We start from the raw sequence: 20,848 nt of genomic DNA, 5'->3' as shown, positions 1-20,848 counted from the left end.
AGGTTTAACGCCTTGGTTGCCGGAAAAAGCCCGTTTATAGTTAAGGTTTAACAAGCTTTCGCTAATGGCACTAAAGCTTATGCGCAGTCATGATGTCAAGGCCTGCTATTAGCAGAGCGAAGCGTGCCTTGACATATGACAAGCATGGGCTATACTCGCATATGAGAAAGCGTGAAAAAACACGTGTGTCTGTGAGATAGTGAGCATTTTAAGACAAGACTCCAAAATTAAGGGGTTTATCCGTTATTTTGCACGAACAGGAGATACAACACATGAAAGAAGTTACTGCAGCGATTATTATAAATGATGGGAAAGTATTGATAGCTCAAAGGGCTGAAAATCAAAAGTTGGCCGGTAAATGGGAGTTTCCTGGAGGTAAAATTGAGTCTGGCGAAACTCCGGAAGAATGTTTGATACGTGAAATTAACGAGGAACTTGGTATTAACATTGAAGTGAATGATTTCTTTGGTAAAGTGTATATCAATATGATATGGAAGAAATAAAACTCCTCGCATATAAGGCACAATGGATTGATGGTGAATATAAACCGACGGCACACAGTCAAATAAAGTGGGTAAAACCATATGAACTAGAAAACTACGATTTTGCCCCGGCAGACATTCCTTTTGTTAAGAAGCTAAAGGAGGAGTTGCAATGAGCTTTGACCCAGGATTAAAAATTGGCGAAGTTATTACTCACGATCGTCTGCTTGATATTTTTAAGTGTGGGAATATGGGCGGAATGAGGCGTTCCCAAAAAACTAATACCTTAGTCATTATCTCGGACCATACTAAGGGACTTTATGAAGACAAATGGGTTGGTGATGTTCTTCATTATACCGGTATGGGAAAAAACGGCGACCAAAGTTTGAATTTTGCTCAGAATAGAACATTAGCAGAGTCAAATGAAAACGGAGTAGATGTGCATCTCTTTGAGGTTTTTAAAGAAAAAGAGTATGTATATATGGGACAAGTAAAACTTGTTGAAAAACCTTATCAAGAGGTGCAAAAAGGGGAAGATGGTGTTCCAAGAAAAGTCTGGATATTTCCAGTTAAAGTTATTCAGGAAAGTGCGGCTATAGCTGTTGACTCCTCTTTAATTCAAACTAAATATGAAGAAAAGGAAAAGCAAGCTAAAAGATTAGATAATGAAACGCTTGCCAAAAGAGCAAAAGAGTCACAGTCAGAAAAAACAAGCGTGAGAAATGCTGTAACAACTATATATGAACGCAATGCTTATGTTTCAGAATACGCCAAAAGACGAGCAAATGGCATTTGTCAGCTTTGTGAAAGGGAGGCACCGTTTAAAAATAAAGATGGAGAGCCATATTTAGAAACACACCATATAGAATGGTTATCAAGAGGTGGAACTGATACTCTAGATAATACTGTGGCTTTATGCCCAAACTGTCATAGAAAAATGCATAGCTTAGACCTTGAAGAGGATAGGTCGAAGCTTAAAAAAGTTGCCATAATTGTATGAAAAATATGGTATAATTTAGGTGTACCTAATAAAAAAGGTGCACTTTATTTGTTTTCAGGGGGTATTAAAGCGAGAATGTACCTTATCGACAAGAAAAAACCGGCTTTCAAAGATAGTAGAAACTTGGAGAATAAGGGTTAGGGCGTATCAGTGTTCCGGTCAAAGGCAGACTAAGGACCTAAAACAACACGGAGAGCAGCTTCGGTTCGGAGTATCCCCCAACTATTTTGAGATGGTGAAGAAGCAAGAACCAGTTTATTGAAAAAATTACGAATCCCAGCCGATATAGGGGACTTGTTTGCTCATTGGCATAGGATTTGGCTTATAACCTGACCAGAGCGAATCATTTGGTCAGGTAAGTAAATATAAATTCAGGTTTAGGGTGAAATTTTTTATTAAAATCGGTAGAGAGATTACTAAAAGGGGTGTAGTTTACATGCAATGGATCGATACTACTACTCTCGGGAATTGGGCTTCAAGACGAGATTGCCAGGAATATCTGCCGCTTGTAATCCGTCGCCTTATACGAGCAACTGCAATTGATATTTCTCATATAAATATCCCCGCCGGAGATAGCATTGTTTATCCTGGCTGGGACGGGATCCTTGAAACGACTGTAGGTAACGAATACCTTCCCGAAGGTCTTTCTGTATGGGAATTTGGGACTAACCAAGATATCAAGAAGAAAGCAGAAGAGGATTACCAGAAACGAAAAGAAAACCCTTTGGGAGTTAATCCTAGAGAAACAACTTTTATTTTTGTTACTCCTAGAATTTGGATAAAAAAAGATGAATGGTGTACAGAAAAGATAAATGAAGGATTTTGGAAAGATGTTAGGGTTTACGATGCGAGAGTATTGGAAGAGTGGCTTGAACAGGCTCCTGCTGTGGCTTCATGGTTAGCCAGACGTTTAGGAATATATCCGAAAGGTGCCGTACCACTTGAGGTTTTCTGGAGCGAATGGAGTTCAATCTCTAATCCTCCTCTTACATCAGAAGTTGTTGTGGCAGGCAGAGATAAACAAGTTGAATCGGTTCGCAAGTGGTTGGGTTCTTCTCCCTCACCACTTGCGGTACAAGCAGCAACGAGTGACGAAGCTCTAGCATTTTTGGCATCGGTAATAAATACCTTACCGGAAATAGAAAGAGAGTTTTTCTTGTCCAAGGCTATTGTTCTAGAGAATACAGAATCCTTTAGACATATAACTGTAACCGGAAGAAAAGGACTGTTGCTTATTCCGCGATTTGAAGAAATTGAAGGGGTTTCTCAGGCCACACAAAGGGGACATCATGTCTTCATCCCATTAGGTCCAGATAATAAAGTTACCTCTGAAAAAATTGAACTCCCTCGGCTTGGCCGTGAGGCATTTATTGATGCCCTAAAAAAGATGGGTTTGCCGGAAACTGACTCTCAAAAATATTCCAAAGAAACAGGTCGAAGCCTTACTGTACTTCGCAGACAATTAATAAAGGTAGCTAATCAGCCCGAATGGGCTAAAGCAGATACGGCTAGAGATATCATTCCTGCGCTTTTGGTAGGGCGCTGGACAGAAAAAAAGGAAGAAGACAAGAATATCATCGGTCAACTTGCAGGAAAAACTTATGAAGATTTCTCTAAAAAACTATCAACATGGCTGCATAAATCAGATACCCCAATACTGAAGATTGGCGAATTTTGGCGTCTGGTATCACCAATAGACGCCTGGTTTGCACTTGCTCCGTTTCTAACTGAAGCAGACCTTCAAACATTTAAAACGGTTGCGCTAAAAGTCCTCGGGATAAGAAACCCTGCTCTTGAACTTGAACCAAAAAATCGTTGGTTAGCCCCAATATACGGGAAGGAGATGATATATTCAGAAACTTTGCGAGAAGGAGTTGCCCAGACGCTTGTTCTCATAGCTGTCTTTGGCGATGATACAGGAATACCTGTTTCGTCAACGACTCAGACATATGTTGATAACATAGTATCGGAATTGTTGTGCGATGCAGACTGGAAGCTCTGGTATTCTCTATCTGATGTGCTTCCGTTAATTGCTGAAGCATCTCCTTTATCATTTCTCGAGGCGGTGGAATTGTCACTTTCTCAAGATGATAAACCTATCATGGCTATGTTTTCAGAAACAGAGAGTCTAATAAGTTCGTCCAGCGCTCATCCTGGTTTACTGTGGGCGTTAGAAGGTTTGGCTTGGAATCCACTACTGCTTGGACGTGTAACCCTCATTTTAGGGAAGCTGGCGAAGTTAGACCCGGGAGGGAAATTATCCAATAGGCCAATTAACAGTCTACGTGATATTTTTCTATTATGGTTCCCTAATACATATGCCTCTCTAGAACAACGTTTGGAGGCTATAGACACATTAATCGAGCGAGAACCTGAAATTGGGTGGGATCTTTTGGTTAGTTTAATGCCACGTTACCATGATACTTGCACCCCTACCCACAAACCACGCTGGAGGCAGTTTTCCGAGAAAACAGACGTTGAAATTAGTATAGCCGAGCATTTGGAAGGTATAAAAGCAGTAACAAGCCGCTTGCTTATCCATGTTGGCACTAATGGTTATCGATGGGCAGAAGTTATTGAAAGTTTTTCTATCTTACCGCCGGAAGACAGAAGCAATGTCATAGAACAACTGCTGTCCAATGCAAAGGAAATCTCCAATGGCCGTCTCGAATTGTGGAATAGCCTGAGAATCCTTTTGTCAAGACACCGCTCTTTTTCTGATGCTGATTGGGCTCTTTCGGAAAAAGAATTAAGAAAAATAGAAGTAGCTTACTCTCTTCTTGAACCAGAAGATACTATAAAGCGTTTTAGCTGGCTCTTTGATGAACATTGGCCTAGCCTCCCCGAAGGTAAAGAAAGAGGTGATTACAAAAAATTAGAACTTATTATTGCACAACGTAGATTAGAAGCGGTAAAAGCAATTAAGAGTAAGGACGGATTTCAAGGATTAGTAAAGCTTGCAGAACATACTAACAATCCTTGGCAAGTTGGTATTACAGTATCTGAAGCAGGTATAAGTATCGAGGAAGAACAGGCAATGTTTTCTTTGCTTGAAGGGGAAGAAAATAAGAAAGTCGATTTTGTTCAAAGTTATATACTTCAACGAGCTCTAAAAGAAGGAGATGAGTGGATAAGTAGCCTAGTTGAAAAAGCACGTTCGCAACAATGGCAGCCCAATAAGATCGTTAATCTTTTTTTGGCATTTCCACAAAATCGTACGGTGTGGGATTTGTTAGAGTCATCAGATGAAGCAGTCCAAGAAGCTTACTGGAGACACTGTACATTGCGGATTTTCGATTTACCAGTAGAAGATAAAATTTATGCCATACATCAGTTACTTCGTGTGAAGAGATATTTTACAGCTGTTGATTGTGCTGCTTTATTTGCAGAAGAAATCCCAGCAATATTAATCGCACAGGTGCTTCAAAAGGCAGCTACGGAAGCGAGTTCAGATGACTCTCAAAGGCTCAGATCTTATGATATTGAAAAATTGTTTGATAAACTGGATAAATCTACTGAGATAGATGAGGAAGTTATAGCTCGATTGGAGTGGTTATATTTACCTATTCTTGCAGGGGTGGCTAGTGCGCGACCTCCCAAAACGTTGCATAGGGAATTATCAAATAAACCTGAGTTTTTTGTTGAAGTTCTTAAGTACGTTTATAAACCAAGGAATGAAGATAACGACCCAAAAGAAGAGGAAGAATCCCTTCCTCAAGAATTATTAGAGCAACGTGCGCGTTTTGCATATGACTTGCTTCATAGTTGGAAAACTCCTCCCGGAAGTGATATTAACGGGCAAATAGACTATGAGAAATTGAAAGCATGGGTAGTAAACGCAAGAGAATTATGCGAAAAATCAGAACGAAGAGAGGTTGGTGACTCTCACATTGGCCAAATATTAGCACATGCAAGAAGTGAAGATAATAATATTTGGCCCCCCGAACCAGTCTGCAAAATAATTGATGAAATCCAGAGTAAAGAATTGGACAACGGATTCAGCATAGGTATTTATAACAAAAGAGGAACGGTTACCAAATCCCTTTTTGAAGGTGGACAACAAGAAAGAGAGTTAGCTGAAAGATTCCGACAATATGCAGACAAATGGGCTATTCGTTACCCAAGAACTGCTGGTGTACTAACAAAGATTGCGGAGGGCTACGAGAACGAGGCAATACGAGAGGATAAAGAAGCAGAGAGGAGGGATATGGAATATTAGTTTTGAGATAAAAACTCTACTTCTTAACCTATACAGAATTTATGCAGTTATAGGATAACAATTAAGGAAACATATCCATGTGTTTTCTTTTAACGGCTTTTCACCCCACGAAGCATGTTGAGTGTGTGGCAAGAATACAAGGAAGAAATAGTTGAAATCTTAGTATTAAGAGGCTGCGAGGCTTTTTAGCTTTAATGCCGATGGTGAAGACTTTAGGAATAAAGAGCAAATTAACCATTTTGAGATATATACAGCATCGCCCGACCGGTATCTCAGATAATAAATCCCGGTCGGTTATTTTTCTGAGGATAGGAGTTTTTCCATGAATATTTCTATCGCTTTGGAGGTTGTTGGCTCTTTTGGCCTTATGATAGACAGGGAGCGGAAGAGGCGTTTTTCTTTGATGCGTAAAGCGGTTAGTTCCTCTGCATCTAACTCTTTGCGTATGATTAAACAGGAAACCAGGGCGATGCCCAGGCCTGCAATAACCGCCTGTTTCACCCCTTCATTGCTTCCAAAAACAAAAGATCGCTTAACTCGTAGTCCTAAATCCTCAATCAGAAGGTCGGAAAAAGCACGGGTACCGGATCCGCTTTCCCTGAGAATCCATACCTGATCTTGCAAATCTTCAGTTGTGACAACGGGCAGACGGGCCAAGGGATGATTGTTTGACACCACTAAAATCATTTCATCTTTGGCGAATGTTTGGATATTCAAATCCACATGACTAACGTTCCCTTCCACCAGTCCAATGTCAAGGTGATTGGAGTGGATTTTCTGGGCAATCTCCTCCGTGTTGTCAATAGTAACCTCTATATCAACTTTGGGATACTGGACGGCCAACTCTGCCAGGAGTGCTGGAAGGATGTATTCCCCGATGGTAAAACTGGCACCAATTTTTAAAGAACCTGTAACCTCATTCTTCAACAGGTTGATCTTCTGTTTGGCTTCTTCATAAAGCAAGAGAATATTTTTGGCGTGCTGATAGAGGATATCGCCAGACTGGGTTGGCTCTACATGTTTCGATGATCGATGAAGGAGTTTTGTTCCCAGTTCATTTTCGAGGTTCCGGATGTGTAAGCTTACACTGGGTTGAGATATATATAGGATGTCGGCTGCACGCGAAAAACTTTTTTGTTCGATGACGGTGACGAATACTTTGAGTGTGTCAACAATCATTAGTTGTCCTCCTTCCTTAAAAGGACCATTACCTTAGATTATTATAAATCAAAATTTAAGTGGATAGCACAGAATACGCCGGCGAAAAGATTTGATTTCTTAATACTACGAATAAGGTATTTCGATTGCTCGACAAATCACTACAATTTTCCGTCTCCCCATTCAAGTTACAATGTTGAAAAATTACTGGAAGGAGGTCTTTTGATGTTGCCCTACAAGATTCTGTTTCACGTTAATGAGCTTAACCGTTGGCCTGTCGCTTTGCTTAACCTGCGCAACTTGATTAAAGACATCGGATCAGAAAACATCCAAGCTGAGGTCGTCGCCAACGGCCCCGCGGTTCTTCTCTATGCTACTTCCCCGGAGATCGGGGAAAAACTGCCGCCAACCTGGAGCGGTGAATTCCGTCAACAGCTCCTGCGCGACATGCAGGAGCTTCGGGAGCTGGGCATTCCTTTTCTTGCCTGTGCTAATGCCTTGAAGATGAATGCCGTGGAAGAGAAGTCTCTCCACCCCTTCGTGACCGTCATCCCGGCAGGTATTACGGAGATCGTCAAGAAACAGGCTGAGGGTTACGGTTATGTCAAACCTTGAATAAGCGTCAATTTTGTGTGAACAAATTCAAGTGGACCTCGGTGACTTAGACCCTTTGACCCGGAAGGTTCTTTTGCAGCTTTCGCCTCCGACTCCAACGGACAACCGGGCGGATATCGACCGGCTGCGCCTTGCGCTTGAACACCAAGTCGGTTTGGTTACAACCCTGGCATCCTCACGGCCAGGACATCGGGCTCCATATCAACCCCCTGGCGCCTGTCTACTGCCTGCCTAGCGTCGGCAGCTTCATCGGCGGTACATCATTTGGCCCCTTTAGAAAAGCTGATGAATCTCCCCGGCTCTGCTTGTATTCACTCCTCTTTACCACTCTGCATACAACATTCATCCCTTTTGCGGCTCTAACGTGGTAAGCTTCGTCCAACATCGAAGCATTATGGGCTAACCCGCTTTCTGTATCATAAGTCTTCCTTATTGTCTGTATAGGATATCGATATTGACCGCTTAGTCATGAGTCGTTTATAGTGGTTCATGTCAAACCTGCAGGGAGTATCAGACAATGAAGGAGGACGTTGAATGTTACAACAAGAAAGAGAGACTTCACTTCGCAACCAGGATGTGTTGCGACAAGTGAGGAAAGAAGTGTCTTTTTCAGCACCTGATGCGGAACAAACAAACTGGGGTCCGTTTACGTTAGGCATTCTGTTTACTCTGACCATTGCCGCAGCAGGAACTGCTTTGGCTTATCTTCCAGGGCTAAATCATGTCGGGGCGATGTTAACTTCGATCCTGCTTGCTGTCGTTTACCGAAATATAAAGGGATATCCCGTGTCCTTGAGGGAAGGAATCCGCTTTTCGGGGCACAAAATACTGCGTTTTGCCATCATCCTTTACGGCTTTAAATTAAATATTGATGTTGTTTTGCATAAGGGGATGACGCTACTGCTCTATGATGCGCTGAGCATCGTTTTGGCCATTGGAGTAACGATGCTGGTTGCCAGGTTGATAGGGGCCGAAAAACAGCTGTCCCTTCTTCTGGGGATCGGAACAGGGGTCTGCGGGGCGGCAGCCATTGCCGCGGTTGCTCCGATCCTGAATACGGATGATGAAGAAACCGCCATCGGGGTGGGCATCGTTGCACTTGTGGGCACCGTTTTTACTCTCACTTACACTTTCTTGCGCGGCTACCTTCCCTTGAGTCCTGTGGAATACGGAGTATGGAGCGGTGTCAGTCTGCATGAGATTGCTCATGTCGCCGCTGCGGCGGCACCCGCCGGCACGGAGGCTTTGGCAGAAGGACTGCTTGCCAAGTTGGGGCGTGTCTTCCTCATGCTTCCTTTGAGCTTTATTCTGGCTTCCTGGATGCGCCGGAAAGGAAATGCCGGAGTCAAACAAAGCGCCCCGTTCCCGTGGTTTCTTGTCGGGTTCATGTTGACCAGCCTCATGGGAACATACTTGCCGATCCCGCAAACCGTTTTAAATGCCATTTCCACCATTGCCTCCTTTCTCTTGGCTGCAGCTATGGTCGGTTTAGGATTGAATGTACATCTTGCTAACCTGAAAAAGCGAGCCTTGCGTCCCTTAACGGCTATGTTTGCTGCTTCACTTGTACTGTCCGTCGTTTCTTACTTTACTTTGCAGTTCTGAGTAATAATCTGGACGTAGCGACTGCTAAAAAAGTCCTATGAAAATAAAAGGGGGTTTTTCTTAATGGATATTCGCAGCATTCTTGTTGGTTTTGACGGTTCAAAAAGCAGCAGAAAAGCCTTGCAAGCCGCCCTGGATTTAAGCCGGAAACTCAATGCCAAGGTCACAACGTTGACGGTTGTGCATTTACCGGATTTCAGCCCAGGCGGAGGCGAAGTAGAGGAACTTGAGCAGGCAGAGAAGTACTACCAGCCTTTGCTGCAGGAGGTACAGGCTTATGGGTCAACGCTCGGGTGTGACATTACGACGGTGATCCTGAAGGGCAATCCGACAGAACAGTTATTGCAATATGCCGAGGATAACCAGGTGGATCTAATAGTCATCGGGACCCGCGGCTTAGGGGGCTTCAAAAAGTTGCTCATGGGCAGTGTGGCGCAAAAAGTCGTAAGCTATTCCAAGCTTCCGGTTATGGTCATCCGGGAGTGACAGCAGGGATTTTCCCTAAAAAAAGTGTCTGGGCATAATACTTTGCTGAAAAGAGAACGCGAAATGGGCGTCGTCTTTTATGTAGACGACACCCATTTCGCGTTTAAATTTTCGATTGTAAGTTTAAATGGTTGCGCCAGATCATTATAATTGCTAATATTATCGCCAATTTCTGACTGCAACTGATCTATTTTGGCGAGAAATGTTTTTAAAAGCTGGCGTTCATAGTCTGACAGTGAAAAAGTGGCGGCAGCCATTGAAGAAGCCACAGCATCTTTCCAGGAAATTGCCAACAGTGCTACAGAAACAGCCAAAGCTGTGGAGGGTATAGCTAAAACTACCAGGTTCAGGCGGAAATTGCAGAGAAGCTGAGTTCCCTTGTGGCGAGGTTTAAAATCTAATATAATAAGGCAGAGTAGAGTGTTATTTAGGGGTGTAATAATGCCGATGGGGAATATTTTGAAAAATAAAAAGATACTGCTGGTGGAAGACAGCCGCTTAACGCAGCTGGTTATTTCGGATCTTTTACGCAAAAACGGCTATGAGACGGAAACTGCCTTTACAGGGGAAGAAGCGGTGCAAAAGATAAGTGGCGGCATCCCGCCAGACCTGGTTCTGATGGATATCGAATTGGCGGGGAAAATGGACGGAATAGATGCTGCCCGCATAATACTTAAATCCTGGGATATTCCCGTTGTATTTCTCACCGCCAACACATCCGGGGAAATTATTGAAAAAATAAAAGAGGTTAAGGCTTATGGGTTCGTGTTAAAAAACACGGACAAAGCTGCATTGCTATCCACAGTGGAAATGGCTGTGAAACTTCATGAAGCAAATGCCCATGCTAGGATGTTTGAGCGGCTTTTTGAAAACTCCCTAAATGAACTCTATATTTTTCATCCGAAGTCCTTAAAATTTGTTGCTGTAAACCGCGTTGCCAGAAAAAACCTGGGATATACAATTGAAGAACTGAACACCATGACCCCTCTCGACCTCAAACCAGAATTTGACCTGGAGAGTTTCCAAAAACTCCTTAATCCACTGGTCAGCGGGGAACAGGAGCAGGTCTTATTTAATACAGTACACCGCCGGAAGGACGGTACTCTGTACCCTGTGGAAATAAATTTGCAGCTTTTCGATTACGGGGGAGAAAAATTATGTCTGGCGTCGGTTGTTGACCTGACTGAACGCAGAGCGATGGAAGAGGAAAACAGGCGCAAAGACGAAATGCTCCGCCTGATGCTGGAGGGCATTCCCAGTCCGGCCTGGCTGGTATCAAAGGAGCACCGTATTTTGGCACAGAATAAAGCGGCGGCATCATTATTTGGGACAAAAGTCGGAGATTATTGCTGGGAAAGAGTCCTTGGCGGGGAATACCTGTCGGATGAATACAGGGAGGCATTAGAAAAAAACGGCTCGCCGCTGCTTGGTACGAAATGCTATTTCTGCCGCGGAGACGAAGCTTTGGATAAAAATGCACCAATAAACAGCGAAGTGGAGTTTGCAGGGGGCATCTGGGATACCTGGTGGATTCCGTTGGGAGAGGACATTTATCTTCATTATGCTACTGATGTTACCAGGTACAAAAAAATGGAAGAGGAACTGCGTCAATTATCTGTAACTGATTCCTTGACAAACGTCTATAACCGCCGCTATTTTGTACAAAAACTGGAAGAAGAAATAGAGCGCGCCAAACGGGCAGGCAGTAAGTTTTCCCTGGTCATGCTGGATATAGACCGCTTTAAGAGCATCAATGACCGCTTTGGCCATAACGCTGGAGATTTAGTTCTTAAAAGCATGGCAGAAATGATTAAGAATAGAATCCGCAAAATCGATACCCTGGCCCGCTGGGGCGGAGAAGAATTTGTCATGCTACTGCCGGAAACAACAGTAAATAAGGCTGTAGTTTTAGTGGAAGAACTTCGGGAAAGTTTAAGCCAAATGGATATTCCGGGGGTGGGCAGGGTAACAGCCAGCTTCGGAGTGGTCGGTTATTGTCCGGGAGATACGATTGATACATTGATGCAAAGGGTGGACGCCCTGATGTACGAGGCCAAAGCCGCTGGCAGGAATTGTGTGCGGTATAGTGATAAATGTGAATAGTTATTGAATTTATCGACCCTGGGGTAACCCAGGGTTTACTTTTATAATGCTTGAAGGGTAGATAGCCATGTGTTTTCTTTTCATTCAATAAAACGGTCCGCTGCATGTGGAGTGTGTCGCAAACTCAGTCTGTTTGCCAGCTAATTGCAGAACCATTTATCGTGTTTTTATTCTTGCTGGCGCAACAATCTGTCTAAGGTAGCTCTTGTTATGCCTAGCTGCTTTGCTGCCTTGCTCTTGTTTCCTCCACATGCCGCTAAGGTAGAAATAGCTAGCTGTCGTTTCATATCTCTAATGCTCTGTGGTAATAAGAACCGTTCTGGTGTTACTGCCAGCATGCCGGTTTTAGCCAATTCCAGAGTGCTATAGTCTGAATTATTGCAATAATCGCTGTTACCGAGAAAGTCGCGCAATATAGCTGATACGTCTTGTGCTTCTTCATATACCAGGCTAATTCTTTCCATAATATTGCGCAATTCCCGGACGTTTCCCGGCCAAGAATACCGCAGCAAAATGTCTTTGGCTGCTGCTGTTAGTTCAATAGGACGCTGACCATACTTATTAGCAAATTCAGCTAAAAAATATTCTGCCAGAGGTATTATGTCTTCCCGTCGATGACGCAAGGGGGGAATTGACAGATTCAAAACATTTAACCGGTGAAATAGATCCATCCTAAACTGTCCTCGTAAAACCCGTTGTTTTAGCGGCGCATTGGTTGCGGCCACTATCCTAATATCTACTGGAAGCCATTTGTCAGCCCCCAACCGCATAACCTGCCGTTCCTCCAAAACCCGCAACAGACGGGCTTGCAAGGTAAGTTCCATATCGCCAATTTCGTCCAAAAAGAGGGTACCCCCATGCGCAAGCTCGATCAGTCCCGGCTTGCCTTCTTTGCGGGCTCCCGTAAAAGCTCCTTCAACATACCCGAAAAGCTCGCTTTCCAAAAGCTGTGTCGGAAGTGCCGAACAGTTGATAGCAACAAACGGGCCCCGGCACCTGCTGCTGGCCTGGTGGATGCTTTGGGCAAATAGTTCCTTGCCGCACCCGCTTTCAGCCTCAATAAGCACGGTGCCGTCTGTCCGCGCATAGCGTTTGGCTCTTTCGATAATCCGGCGCATCTCTGGATCCCATGCCATAATGTTTTCAAATGAGTACTTGGCATATAAACCTTGGGAATACAGCTTTGTACGTATCTTTTGTTCTGTTTGTTGAATGCGTCCAGCTTCTTTAAAAGTTGCTACTACGCCCATAATTTCGCCGTTTATCTCAATGGGAACACGGTTAGTCACTACCATTCCGGAAGGAGTATTTTGCAGTTGTTCGATTTCGGCCTTACCATGCTTTAGGACATCAAGCATCTTGGTGTTAGGTATAACCTGTTTGATATTTTTACCAATCACCTGGGTGTTTTTTAGCTTAAAAATACTTTCGGCGCTGGGATTAATGACGGTAATTTTCCCGGTATTGTCTATCGCAATAACACCATCGTGGATAAAACTTAAAATTGTGCGTAATTGCTCAGCTGATTTTTTTTCCTTGTCCTGGACTTTAATAATTCGCTGGGCTTCCTCGATGGCTTCGCAAACAGCTTCAGCACCTGACATGATGAGTCTGACCTCGCGAACTTCAAGAAGGAGTTTGCTCACAACCAAGGCGTCCCCTACTACTACATCCACAGGTGTTCTTTCCAGTTGCGCTTGCAAATAAGCCCGCATGACCTCCCAGTCAGGGCGTTCATTATTTAGTGTTAGCATCTCACGTAAAGGTATCCCCAACATCTGGCTTACCGACCTGCAGCCTTCCACAACGTTGCGGTAACCGACTACCCCAATGGTTTTATTTGTACCTATAAACTCGCTGAACGTCCGTAAAATATCATAGCCTGTTACCCGCACTTCTACAACAGGAATGCCAATATGGTTTCGGATTAAGTTGGCGGTTCCCCCTCTACTAATGATTACTTGAAACCCTTCGCTCAAGGCTTTTTGGGCGCAAATAAGCCCATTTTCCAGCAAACCATAGAAGATTGCGACATCAGAATACTTTTCGCCGCAGACCTCACGCGCCAATATCGCCAGTTCAGGATACGGCGCAATAAACGCAATCTTGGTCATCCCAATTTCCTCCTGAAATTTGACCACTGTATTATTTTTGAACATTTTAGTAAGTTTTTTTACAAATGTTCAAAAATAATACAGTACTTTTTGAGATATTCCGCGCTTTCTGTTTTAATCCTGCTGGCACGGTTTATGCATATAGAACAGTTTGCGGCAAACTAAGCATTAATTTGCCGCTAAATAATCAGTAAAGGGGGTGTATCTAAATGAAGTTCAGTGGTTACCGACGCCCAGACGGGAAGGTGGGGATACGCAATCATGTGCTGGTTATTCCTTCAGTAGTATGTGCTAACCGGGTTGCCCGTGGAATTGCCCAGCAAGTAGCTGGAGCGACGTGGGTGGAACATCAACATGGCTGTACCCAGTTGGGGGCGGACGCCGAACTTACCTTCCGGGTGCTTGTAAATCATGGCACGCATCCTAACGTATACGGCGTAGTTGTTGTCGGGTTAGGCTGTGAGACCATCCGCGCCCAAGATATTGCCGCAGCCATAAGAAAACAGTGCCCTTACAAGCCGGTCCATCTGGTGATAATCCAGGATGAAGGTGGTTCGGTCAAAGCAACTGCCGCCGGTGTTAGCGCTGCACGCGCAATGGTTAGCGAGGCTTCATGTTTAGAACGAGAGCTAATTGATGCCGCGGAACTAATTTTGGGTACAGAGTGCGGCGGTTCGGATGCTTGTTCCGGTATATCCGGCAATCCGGCTCTTGGTTATGCCAGCGATCTTTTAATAAACGCTGGTGGTACAGTGGTTCTTGCTGAAACAACAGAAATAATCGGCGCCGAACATATCATCGCTTCCCGGGCGGTCAATCCCCAGGTAGCCGCAAAATGTTTTGAGGTTATTAAACGGTGTGAAGATATGGCCAAACAAATGGGAGTTGATATGCGCGGCGGACAACCTACGCCAGGTAATATCGAAGGCGGTCTTTCCTCTATTGAAGAAAAATCGCTTGGCTGTATCTATAAGGCAGGATCTAAACCCTTGCAAGACGTGATCGGTTATGCCGATCCTATAACCCAGAAAGGACTAATTTGGATGGATACCCCTGGTCAGGATATTGAACAAATGACAGGGATGGTAGCTGGCGGCTGTCACCTTATTGTGTTTACTACCGGGAGGGGGACTTGTTGCGGTTCGCCGATTGCGCCGACAATCAAGGTTTCTACTAACACCCAACTGTTTGAACGGATGAACGACAATATTGACCTCGATGCCGGTACCATCATTGTAGGCAGAGAAACAGTGCAAGAGGTCGGGCAACGTATTTTCCGCGAAATACTCAAAGTGGCTTCCGGCAAACTGACCAAAGCAGAAGTTTTAGGTTTCAATGATTTTGCCATCAATCGCATCGGTCCGACAATGTGAGTAAAAGGAGTGGATAGCATGGCGCGCGCAATAATCATGAAAGCTATTGACAATGTCTGTACCGTAGTGGAGACCGTAGAACCGCCTACAGAAGTCACCGCTGAAATCGATGGCAAGACTATTACTGTATTGGCGACCGAACGTATCCCTTTCGGTCACAAAATTGCACTCCAAAACATTCCTGCAGGGCAACCAATTATTAAGTACGGCGAAACTATTGGGCTAGCCACCCAAGATATTCAATCCGGCCAGCATGTCCATGTCCACAACCTCGAAAGCTGTCGGGGACGTGGCGATAAGGTGGCTATTGCTACCCGGCAGGACGGCTAAAAAAGCAAAAATAATTTAACAAGGAGGAGTATTATGCAAATCAAAAAAAACATCGAACGGGTTCCCGGCGGCATGATGATTATTCCCCTTTTACTTGGAGCATTAATAAATACCTTTTTCCCCAATCTTGGTAAAACGCTCGGGTCTTTTACCAATGCCTGGATGACTGGAGCGTTACCGATCTTGTCGGTATTCTTCGTCTGCATCGGCGCTACTATTGACCTTAAGGCTACGCCGTATATCCTAAAAAAAGGTGGGGCTTTGCTTGGCGCCAAACTTCTCTGCGGAGCCACATTAGGGATTTTGGCTGCCCAGTTCATTCCCGCCACTGGCATCCAATCCGGCTTCTTTGCTGGGCTCTCCGTTCTGGCTATTGTCGCAGCTATGAATGACACCAACGGCGGTTTATATATGGCCCTGATCAGCCAGTTTGGCCGTAAAGAAGAAGCTGCCGCTTATTCTCTTATGAGTCTGGAATCAGGCCCGTTCTTTACCATGGTTACCCTTGGAGTTGCTGGTCTGGCCGACTTTCCCCTGCCTGCTTTCATAGGGACGATTTTACCGCTTGTTATCGGCATGGTTCTCGGCAATCTAGACCGTGATATGCGCGAGTTTCTTTCCCGAGCTGTTCCGGTAATGATCCCCTTTTTCGCTTTTGCTCTTGGTAATACTCTGAACTTTATGAATGTTTGGAAGGCCGGACTGCTTGGAATACTAATGGGCGTTGCTGTCGTTGTCATTACAGGCACCGTACTAATTTTGGCCGACAAGCTCACGGGCGGCAACGGAATTGCCGGTATTGCGGCCGCTTCCACTGCCGGCAACGCAGCCGCCGTACCAGCCGCTATTGCGGCGATCGACAAGTCTTATGCCCCGGTGGCCCCTGCTGCAACCATGCTTGTCGCTACATGCGTCATCGTAACCGCAATCTTAGTGCCAATTGCTACAGCTTGGTGGGCTAAACGGGTAAAAACTTGCGAAAACCAAAAGATTGGTGGCTAATTCTCGGTAAGTGAATATCAAACATAATATCAAATATATAGATATGGGGGAATAGTTGTGAAGACAGTTAAATTGGCATATGGTCGTACTGATTTAGTCATTCGCGTTCCGGACCAGGCGGTTGTAATCGAGCCCCGCCATCTTGAGGGCTTGGCCGACGAAAAGGCGGCTGTTTTAGCTGCTATCCGCAACCCCATTGGCACACCGCCATTGAAAGACATGGTGAAACCAACGGATACGGTGGCTATTGTTATTTCAGATATAACCCGGCCGACCCCCAATCATAAGCTGGTGCCATGGCTGATTGAAGAACTCAATCATGTGCCGCGCGAAAACTTTGTGATTATTAACGGTCTGGGCAGCCATCGCGCCAATACTCGGGAAGAACTCATCAGCATGCTTGGTCGCGAGGTAGTGGAGAATTACCGGGTTATCAACCACAATGCCTTTGACGATGCGGAGCTGACTTTTGTTGGCGTGAATGGCTATGGCTCCAAGGTATATTTGAACAAGACCTATGTGGAGGCGTCATTTAAAATTGTTACCGGGTTTATTGAACCCCATTTTTTTGCAGGATTTTCAGGCGGACCAAAAGGTATTTCGCCGGGAGTTGCCGGGATCAGCACTATTTTGGATTTTCATAATGCCCAAATGATTGGCCATCCTAACAGTACTTGGGGAATCATTGAGGGTAATATTTTGCAGGACGCAGCAACCCAGAATTGCCTAATGGCGAAGCCGGACTTCATGCTAAATGTGACGCTTAATGGTAAAAAAGAGATAACTAACGTTTTTGCCGGCGACGTTATCAAAGCGCATCGTCTTGGCTGCGAGTTCGTCAAGGAACATGCCATGTATGCTGTAGATAGCCCATTTGATATTGTCATTACCACTAATTCCGGATATCCGTTGGATCAAAACCTGTACCAGACAGTGAAGGGGATGAGTGCGGCCGCGCAAATTGTAAAGCAGGGTGGTAGTATTATCAGCGCGTCGGAGTGTTCTGACGGCGTTCCTGACCATGGTAATTATGCTAAGATTTTGCAGATGAGATCTACCCCGCAGGAGCTTTTGGACATGATCAATGACCCGTCATTTTTGATGTTTGATCAGTGGCAGGTACAGGTTCAGGCAATGATTCAGCTCAAAGCGGAGTGTTACTTGTACTCGACCTTAGATGACGATACCGTCCGCCGGGCCATGTTTACTCCGATTCACAGTATTGAAGACACGCTCTATGAGCTCCTGAAAAAATATGGCCCAGACGCGACAATAGCCGTGTTGCCGCTTGGACCATTGACCATACCATATGTGAAAAAATAAAGACGCTGATTTAGTTGTTCTCTTATTTGTGGATGCCGATACTACTGCATAAATTTTGCTCATTTCTTGAGAGCCACCATCGGGCGGTTGGTACGGCAACAACCAAAATAAACAGCAGGCGGAACAGCTGATAGGCCACAACAGTAGATAAGTCGGCATTGGCGATCATAGCCGTCAATGCCATTTCGGACATTCCGCCGGGGGCCATGCTGATAAAAACGGTTATTAGCGGAATTGATGTTAATAGTGAAAACAGATAGGCTGCGCCCAAAAGCAAGAAAATGGCCGCAATAACACTCGCAAAGCTGGATAAGGCAATTGTTCTCCAGTTGCTCAGCCTGGTAACTTCTAGGTCGAGGCCCATTTTGATGCCGACCAATATTTGCGCTGCCGCTATGACCGGAGGGGGCAGTACGGGTGCATGGATCCCGGCCAAGGTCAGGGCGGCGGTGCCTAAGACTGGTCCGATAACATACGGACTGGGAAATCTTATGTGTTTAATAAAACTGATTGCGCAAGTTATGGCCACGAAAAATACACAAAGCATCGGGATATCCTGTATCGTAATTGGTACAGCCTGAGGCTTGACGGCGCTGGTTTTGTCGGCTATTCCGTGCAAAGCCACGAAGGGTACGGTAAATACGACGGTAAGCAGGCGAATGGTTTGCATAATCGTTACCACGGAAACGTCAGTACCTTTTGTTTCTTCGCAGATCATGGCCATTTGCGACAGTCCGCCCGGCATACCACCAATTAGACTGTTGGCCGTTCCGATGCCGGTTACCCGGCCGGCAAGATAACTTGTTGCCAGACAGACAACAACAATTAGTAATGTGGCGGCAAGCATTGTTGGGAGTTGTCCAATAATCTGGTGGCCTGTTTCAGGCGTAAACGGACTTCCCATGACATACCCCAGAACAAGCATACCGATATTCCGCATTTTTTTCGGCCAGTAAACAGGTTTTTTAAGCCAAGTTTTCCACAAAACGGCCGCAACCATCGGTCCCAGTGTCCAGGGAAGCGGAATATGGCTAAAACTGAACAATGCACCGCCGGCACAAGCAACAAAAAACACGGGGAAGGACTTTGCTAGCATAAATTATCACCTTTTAAAAAATATAACTGATTTCGCTGTTTTTTTAAAGTGAACGGTGACAATGCGCGAATAAAGCAAAAGGCGCTTTTGAAGACAGGAAGCGCTAGACGGGTAATAGGCGCCGGAAATAAAAAATATTACAAAAAAGCGAAAATACGACAGAACTTTTAGCAATAGTTCTGTCGTATTTTTATGATTCAGGAAGCTACAGCGGAAACAATACAGGGATTCGGGAAAAGTGCGCCCTTACGCCGGGCTTTTTTCCATGCTGGCAGTGCCTGTCCGATACAAAGGGCGTGCTAAGTTCGTAGATGGTTAGGGTATCACTCTGGTTGACAGCAAAGAAAAATGATATAATGAAAGGAAAACTGCTGTGTTACAAAGGAGATTATTGATTATAGATTATGAATGTTTACGAACTGGTTCGATCCTTTTACGAAGAGAATATCGAGTGGCAGCCTGTCATTAAACGCGAGTGGGTGGAAGGATATCTTCGGCATAAGGCGTGGCAGGGAGTCAGTGATGACGAACTGCAAAAAACCTGGCATTACCTGCAGATGTTTGAGACTTATCTGGCCCATGCTGAAACGGATTACAGCGAGTTTTTGGATGCCATGCCTGATTGGGAGTATGCCGAGGCCATAAAGTGGATGGATCACCATTTCGCTGGTTTTAAAAAATCCTTGAAACCGGTGCGCTATTTTTTTGGTATTCTCATGGATTTTTATAAGTATTTGGCGAACAGGCGCATTATTCTCAATACCGAACAACTGGAACGGGCAGCCGAGATTATTGCCGGCGGCCGCAAGGTTAACCTTGACGCCCTCCGCCCTCCGGCCCGAGAACAGGCGGCGCCTTTTGACAAGATGCTGGAAGAAGGTGTGTTACCTGAATTAGCGCCGCTAATCGGAGAAGTGGTAGAACGCCTGATGCATAAATTGGGAAGTTTTTTTCAGCAAAAAGAATTTCGCGATGATTTTCACCGGGCGCTCATGCTTTATACTGGGCCGATGATTGACATTCCGGACGAAGAGGAGGACGAGTTTTGGTTGGGGTTTTGGGATTATTTTCTGTTCGACTATCATCTTATTGCCAATGACCGTACCCCACTGCAGTATTTCCATGAACTTCACGACCAGACACTAGCTCCCGAGGAACGGCTTATTCTCAGTGATTTCATAAATGCCCAATTTTGCGTTTTCTATGTAAGCCGTATTGTTAACCAGGAATGGGTGGAATGCGTCAATCTTTTTACCGAGGAGAAGTTTGAACTTCCCTATCCGGATATGGACTACCGCCTTCTTAAACGGCTGCTTTTCACCGGCCATATTTTCCAGCGGGAACGTACCATGATTAACTACGTTACCAGCGTAGAAGTGAGTCCCAATTTGCGCCGGCGCTTGCGCGAAGAGGTTATTCGCCAAAAACAGATTTATGAACTGCAGCAGCCGGGAGCTACCTGGACGGAGTTTTTGACGCGCCATAGTGCGGCCGTTCGCCACACCATCGACATTCTCACTACTTTGGCCAAAGTCAATGTGACGCCCCGGCATCTCACCGACCGCCGTTTTCCGCCGATTGTTTCTGTGCGGGAACCTAACCAGGACGTTAGCGCGATCATTGCCAGGGTAATGCCTGAGTACGGTTTCTCCTGCTATGATATTAAACTGGCGCAAAAACTTTGGCATGATTACTGTCAGCTTACGCCGGCAACGATACGCAAGCCTGAGGCGTGGGCGGCCGCCGTTATTTATACTTTTGCCCAGATTAATCTACCGGTGGGCATTCCGGCGGAGCCACTGGCTCAGGAGCTGGGGATATCGGCCGGAAGCATTTATACTAACCGCGGCAAGCTATGTGAATTGCTTCAACTGGAAAAACATGATCCCCGCTATTTAAATGAAGAAGGTTTTGTCTTTTCCTTGTTTTCGTCTTAAATTTT

The 20,848-nt window shown here is 45.1% G+C and carries 16 protein-coding genes; 13 read left to right on the top strand and 3 right to left on the bottom strand.

Going from position 1 to position 20,848, the window contains the following annotated elements:
• The first annotated feature begins 272 nt into the window (after window positions 1-272).
• The 3 genes from TCARDRAFT_RS15835 (at window position 273) to TCARDRAFT_RS10110 (ending at window position 5,701) form a co-directional block, all read left to right on the top strand.
• Window positions 273-503 (top strand): (deoxy)nucleoside triphosphate pyrophosphohydrolase, encoded by a 231-nt coding sequence (locus TCARDRAFT_RS15835; RefSeq protein ID WP_007289892.1) that lies wholly within the window; start codon window positions 273-275, stop codon window positions 501-503.
• Window positions 504-654: 151 nt separating this feature from the next.
• Complete coding sequence (locus tag TCARDRAFT_RS10115) at window positions 655-1,482, top strand: HNH endonuclease (protein WP_007289891.1); 828 nt, start codon at window positions 655-657, stop codon at window positions 1,480-1,482.
• A 436-nt stretch (window positions 1,483-1,918) separates the two neighbouring features.
• A complete protein-coding gene (locus tag TCARDRAFT_RS10110; RefSeq protein ID WP_007289890.1) occupies window positions 1,919-5,701 on the top strand; it encodes a vWA domain-containing protein in 3,783 nt (1,260 codons plus the stop codon).
• A 294-nt stretch (window positions 5,702-5,995) separates the two neighbouring features.
• On the opposite strand, the gene TCARDRAFT_RS10105 is transcribed toward TCARDRAFT_RS10110, so the two are convergent.
• Complete coding sequence (locus TCARDRAFT_RS10105; protein WP_007289889.1) at window positions 5,996-6,880, bottom strand: LysR substrate-binding domain-containing protein; 885 nt, start codon at window positions 6,878-6,880, stop codon at window positions 5,996-5,998.
• Window positions 6,881-7,084: 204 nt separating this feature from the next.
• On the opposite strand from TCARDRAFT_RS10105, the gene TCARDRAFT_RS10100 reads away from it, so the two are divergent.
• The 5 genes from TCARDRAFT_RS10100 to TCARDRAFT_RS10080 all read left to right on the top strand — a co-directional run bounded on the left by TCARDRAFT_RS10100 (window position 7,085) and on the right by TCARDRAFT_RS10080 (window position 11,668).
• Window positions 7,085-7,474 carry a DsrE family protein gene (locus TCARDRAFT_RS10100; protein ID WP_007289888.1) on the top strand — a complete coding sequence of 130 codons (390 nt, stop codon included), beginning with the start codon at window positions 7,085-7,087 and terminating at the stop codon, window positions 7,472-7,474.
• Between the two features lie 31 nt (window positions 7,475-7,505).
• Window positions 7,506-7,709: a hypothetical protein gene (locus tag TCARDRAFT_RS16425; protein WP_408643049.1), complete on the top strand. Its 204-nt coding sequence runs from the start codon at window positions 7,506-7,508 to the stop codon at window positions 7,707-7,709.
• A 299-nt stretch (window positions 7,710-8,008) separates the two neighbouring features.
• Window positions 8,009-9,079 carry a YeiH family protein gene (locus tag TCARDRAFT_RS10095; protein WP_007289887.1) on the top strand — a complete coding sequence of 357 codons (1,071 nt, stop codon included), beginning with the start codon at window positions 8,009-8,011 and terminating at the stop codon, window positions 9,077-9,079.
• 63 nt (window positions 9,080-9,142) lie between these two features.
• A complete protein-coding gene (locus TCARDRAFT_RS10090; protein ID WP_007289886.1) occupies window positions 9,143-9,565 on the top strand; it encodes a universal stress protein in 423 nt (140 codons plus the stop codon).
• Window positions 9,566-10,006: 441 nt separating this feature from the next.
• Window positions 10,007-11,668 (top strand): GGDEF domain-containing response regulator, encoded by a 1,662-nt coding sequence (locus TCARDRAFT_RS10080; RefSeq protein ID WP_007289885.1) that lies wholly within the window; start codon window positions 10,007-10,009, stop codon window positions 11,666-11,668.
• A 167-nt stretch (window positions 11,669-11,835) separates the two neighbouring features.
• Here TCARDRAFT_RS10080 and TCARDRAFT_RS10075 read toward each other — a convergent pair whose 3' ends face one another.
• Window positions 11,836-13,782 (bottom strand): sigma-54-dependent Fis family transcriptional regulator, encoded by a 1,947-nt coding sequence (locus tag TCARDRAFT_RS10075; RefSeq protein WP_007289884.1) that lies wholly within the window; start codon window positions 13,780-13,782, stop codon window positions 11,836-11,838.
• A gap of 209 nt (window positions 13,783-13,991) precedes the next feature.
• Here TCARDRAFT_RS10075 and TCARDRAFT_RS10070 point away from each other — a divergent pair, with 209 nt between their 5' ends.
• The 4 genes from TCARDRAFT_RS10070 to larA are packed head-to-tail and all read left to right on the top strand — an operon-like array spanning window position 13,992 to window position 17,810.
• Window positions 13,992-15,155 carry a UxaA family hydrolase gene (locus tag TCARDRAFT_RS10070; RefSeq protein WP_007289883.1) on the top strand — a complete coding sequence of 388 codons (1,164 nt, stop codon included), beginning with the start codon at window positions 13,992-13,994 and terminating at the stop codon, window positions 15,153-15,155.
• Between the two features lie 18 nt (window positions 15,156-15,173).
• Window positions 15,174-15,485 carry a UxaA family hydrolase gene (locus TCARDRAFT_RS10065; RefSeq protein WP_007289882.1) on the top strand — a complete coding sequence of 104 codons (312 nt, stop codon included), beginning with the start codon at window positions 15,174-15,176 and terminating at the stop codon, window positions 15,483-15,485.
• A gap of 33 nt (window positions 15,486-15,518) precedes the next feature.
• Entirely contained in the window at window positions 15,519-16,487 is a 969-nt protein-coding gene (locus TCARDRAFT_RS10060) for a 2-keto-3-deoxygluconate permease (protein WP_007289881.1), read from the top strand.
• A 57-nt stretch (window positions 16,488-16,544) separates the two neighbouring features.
• A complete protein-coding gene (gene larA, locus TCARDRAFT_RS10055; RefSeq protein WP_007289880.1) occupies window positions 16,545-17,810 on the top strand; it encodes a nickel-dependent lactate racemase in 1,266 nt (421 codons plus the stop codon).
• Window positions 17,811-17,832: 22 nt separating this feature from the next.
• Here the strand turns inward: larA and TCARDRAFT_RS10050 are convergent, their stop codons facing one another.
• A complete protein-coding gene (locus TCARDRAFT_RS10050) occupies window positions 17,833-18,906 on the bottom strand; it encodes an AbrB family transcriptional regulator (RefSeq protein ID WP_007289879.1) in 1,074 nt (357 codons plus the stop codon).
• A gap of 404 nt (window positions 18,907-19,310) precedes the next feature.
• Here TCARDRAFT_RS10050 and TCARDRAFT_RS10045 point away from each other — a divergent pair, with 404 nt between their 5' ends.
• On the top strand, window positions 19,311-20,843 hold the full coding sequence (locus tag TCARDRAFT_RS10045) for a hypothetical protein (RefSeq protein WP_007289878.1): 1,533 nt from the start codon (window positions 19,311-19,313) through the stop codon (window positions 20,841-20,843).
• The last annotated feature ends 5 nt before the right edge of the window (window positions 20,844-20,848 follow it).

The organism is Thermosinus carboxydivorans Nor1, assembly GCF_000169155.1.
In the GTDB taxonomy this organism is placed as follows: domain Bacteria; phylum Bacillota; class Negativicutes; order Sporomusales; family Thermosinaceae; genus Thermosinus; species Thermosinus carboxydivorans.
This window is presented reverse-complemented; position numbering and strand designations above follow the sequence as displayed.

What these genes read in the sequence shown, in the direction of transcription:
- TCARDRAFT_RS15835 (WP_007289892.1), top strand. Translation starts at nt 273, where the DNA reads ATGAAAGAAGTTACTGCAGCGATTATTATAAATGATGGGAAAGTATTG.
- TCARDRAFT_RS10115 (WP_007289891.1), top strand. Translation starts at nt 655, where the DNA reads ATGAGCTTTGACCCAGGATTAAAAATTGGCGAAGTTATTACTCACGAT.
- TCARDRAFT_RS10110 (WP_007289890.1), top strand. Translation starts at nt 1,919, where the DNA reads ATGCAATGGATCGATACTACTACTCTCGGGAATTGGGCTTCAAGACGA.
- TCARDRAFT_RS10105 (WP_007289889.1), bottom strand. Translation starts at nt 6,880, where the DNA reads ATGATTGTTGACACACTCAAAGTATTCGTCACCGTCATCGAACAAAAA.
- TCARDRAFT_RS10100 (WP_007289888.1), top strand. Translation starts at nt 7,085, where the DNA reads ATGTTGCCCTACAAGATTCTGTTTCACGTTAATGAGCTTAACCGTTGG.
- TCARDRAFT_RS10095 (WP_007289887.1), top strand. Translation starts at nt 8,009, where the DNA reads ATGTTACAACAAGAAAGAGAGACTTCACTTCGCAACCAGGATGTGTTG.
- TCARDRAFT_RS10090 (WP_007289886.1), top strand. Translation starts at nt 9,143, where the DNA reads ATGGATATTCGCAGCATTCTTGTTGGTTTTGACGGTTCAAAAAGCAGC.
- TCARDRAFT_RS10080 (WP_007289885.1), top strand. Translation starts at nt 10,007, where the DNA reads ATGCCGATGGGGAATATTTTGAAAAATAAAAAGATACTGCTGGTGGAA.
- TCARDRAFT_RS10075 (WP_007289884.1), bottom strand. Translation starts at nt 13,782, where the DNA reads ATGACCAAGATTGCGTTTATTGCGCCGTATCCTGAACTGGCGATATTG.
- TCARDRAFT_RS10070 (WP_007289883.1), top strand. Translation starts at nt 13,992, where the DNA reads ATGAAGTTCAGTGGTTACCGACGCCCAGACGGGAAGGTGGGGATACGC.
- TCARDRAFT_RS10065 (WP_007289882.1), top strand. Translation starts at nt 15,174, where the DNA reads ATGGCGCGCGCAATAATCATGAAAGCTATTGACAATGTCTGTACCGTA.
- TCARDRAFT_RS10060 (WP_007289881.1), top strand. Translation starts at nt 15,519, where the DNA reads ATGCAAATCAAAAAAAACATCGAACGGGTTCCCGGCGGCATGATGATT.
- TCARDRAFT_RS10050 (WP_007289879.1), bottom strand. Translation starts at nt 18,906, where the DNA reads ATGCTAGCAAAGTCCTTCCCCGTGTTTTTTGTTGCTTGTGCCGGCGGT.
- TCARDRAFT_RS10045 (WP_007289878.1), top strand. Translation starts at nt 19,311, where the DNA reads ATGAATGTTTACGAACTGGTTCGATCCTTTTACGAAGAGAATATCGAG.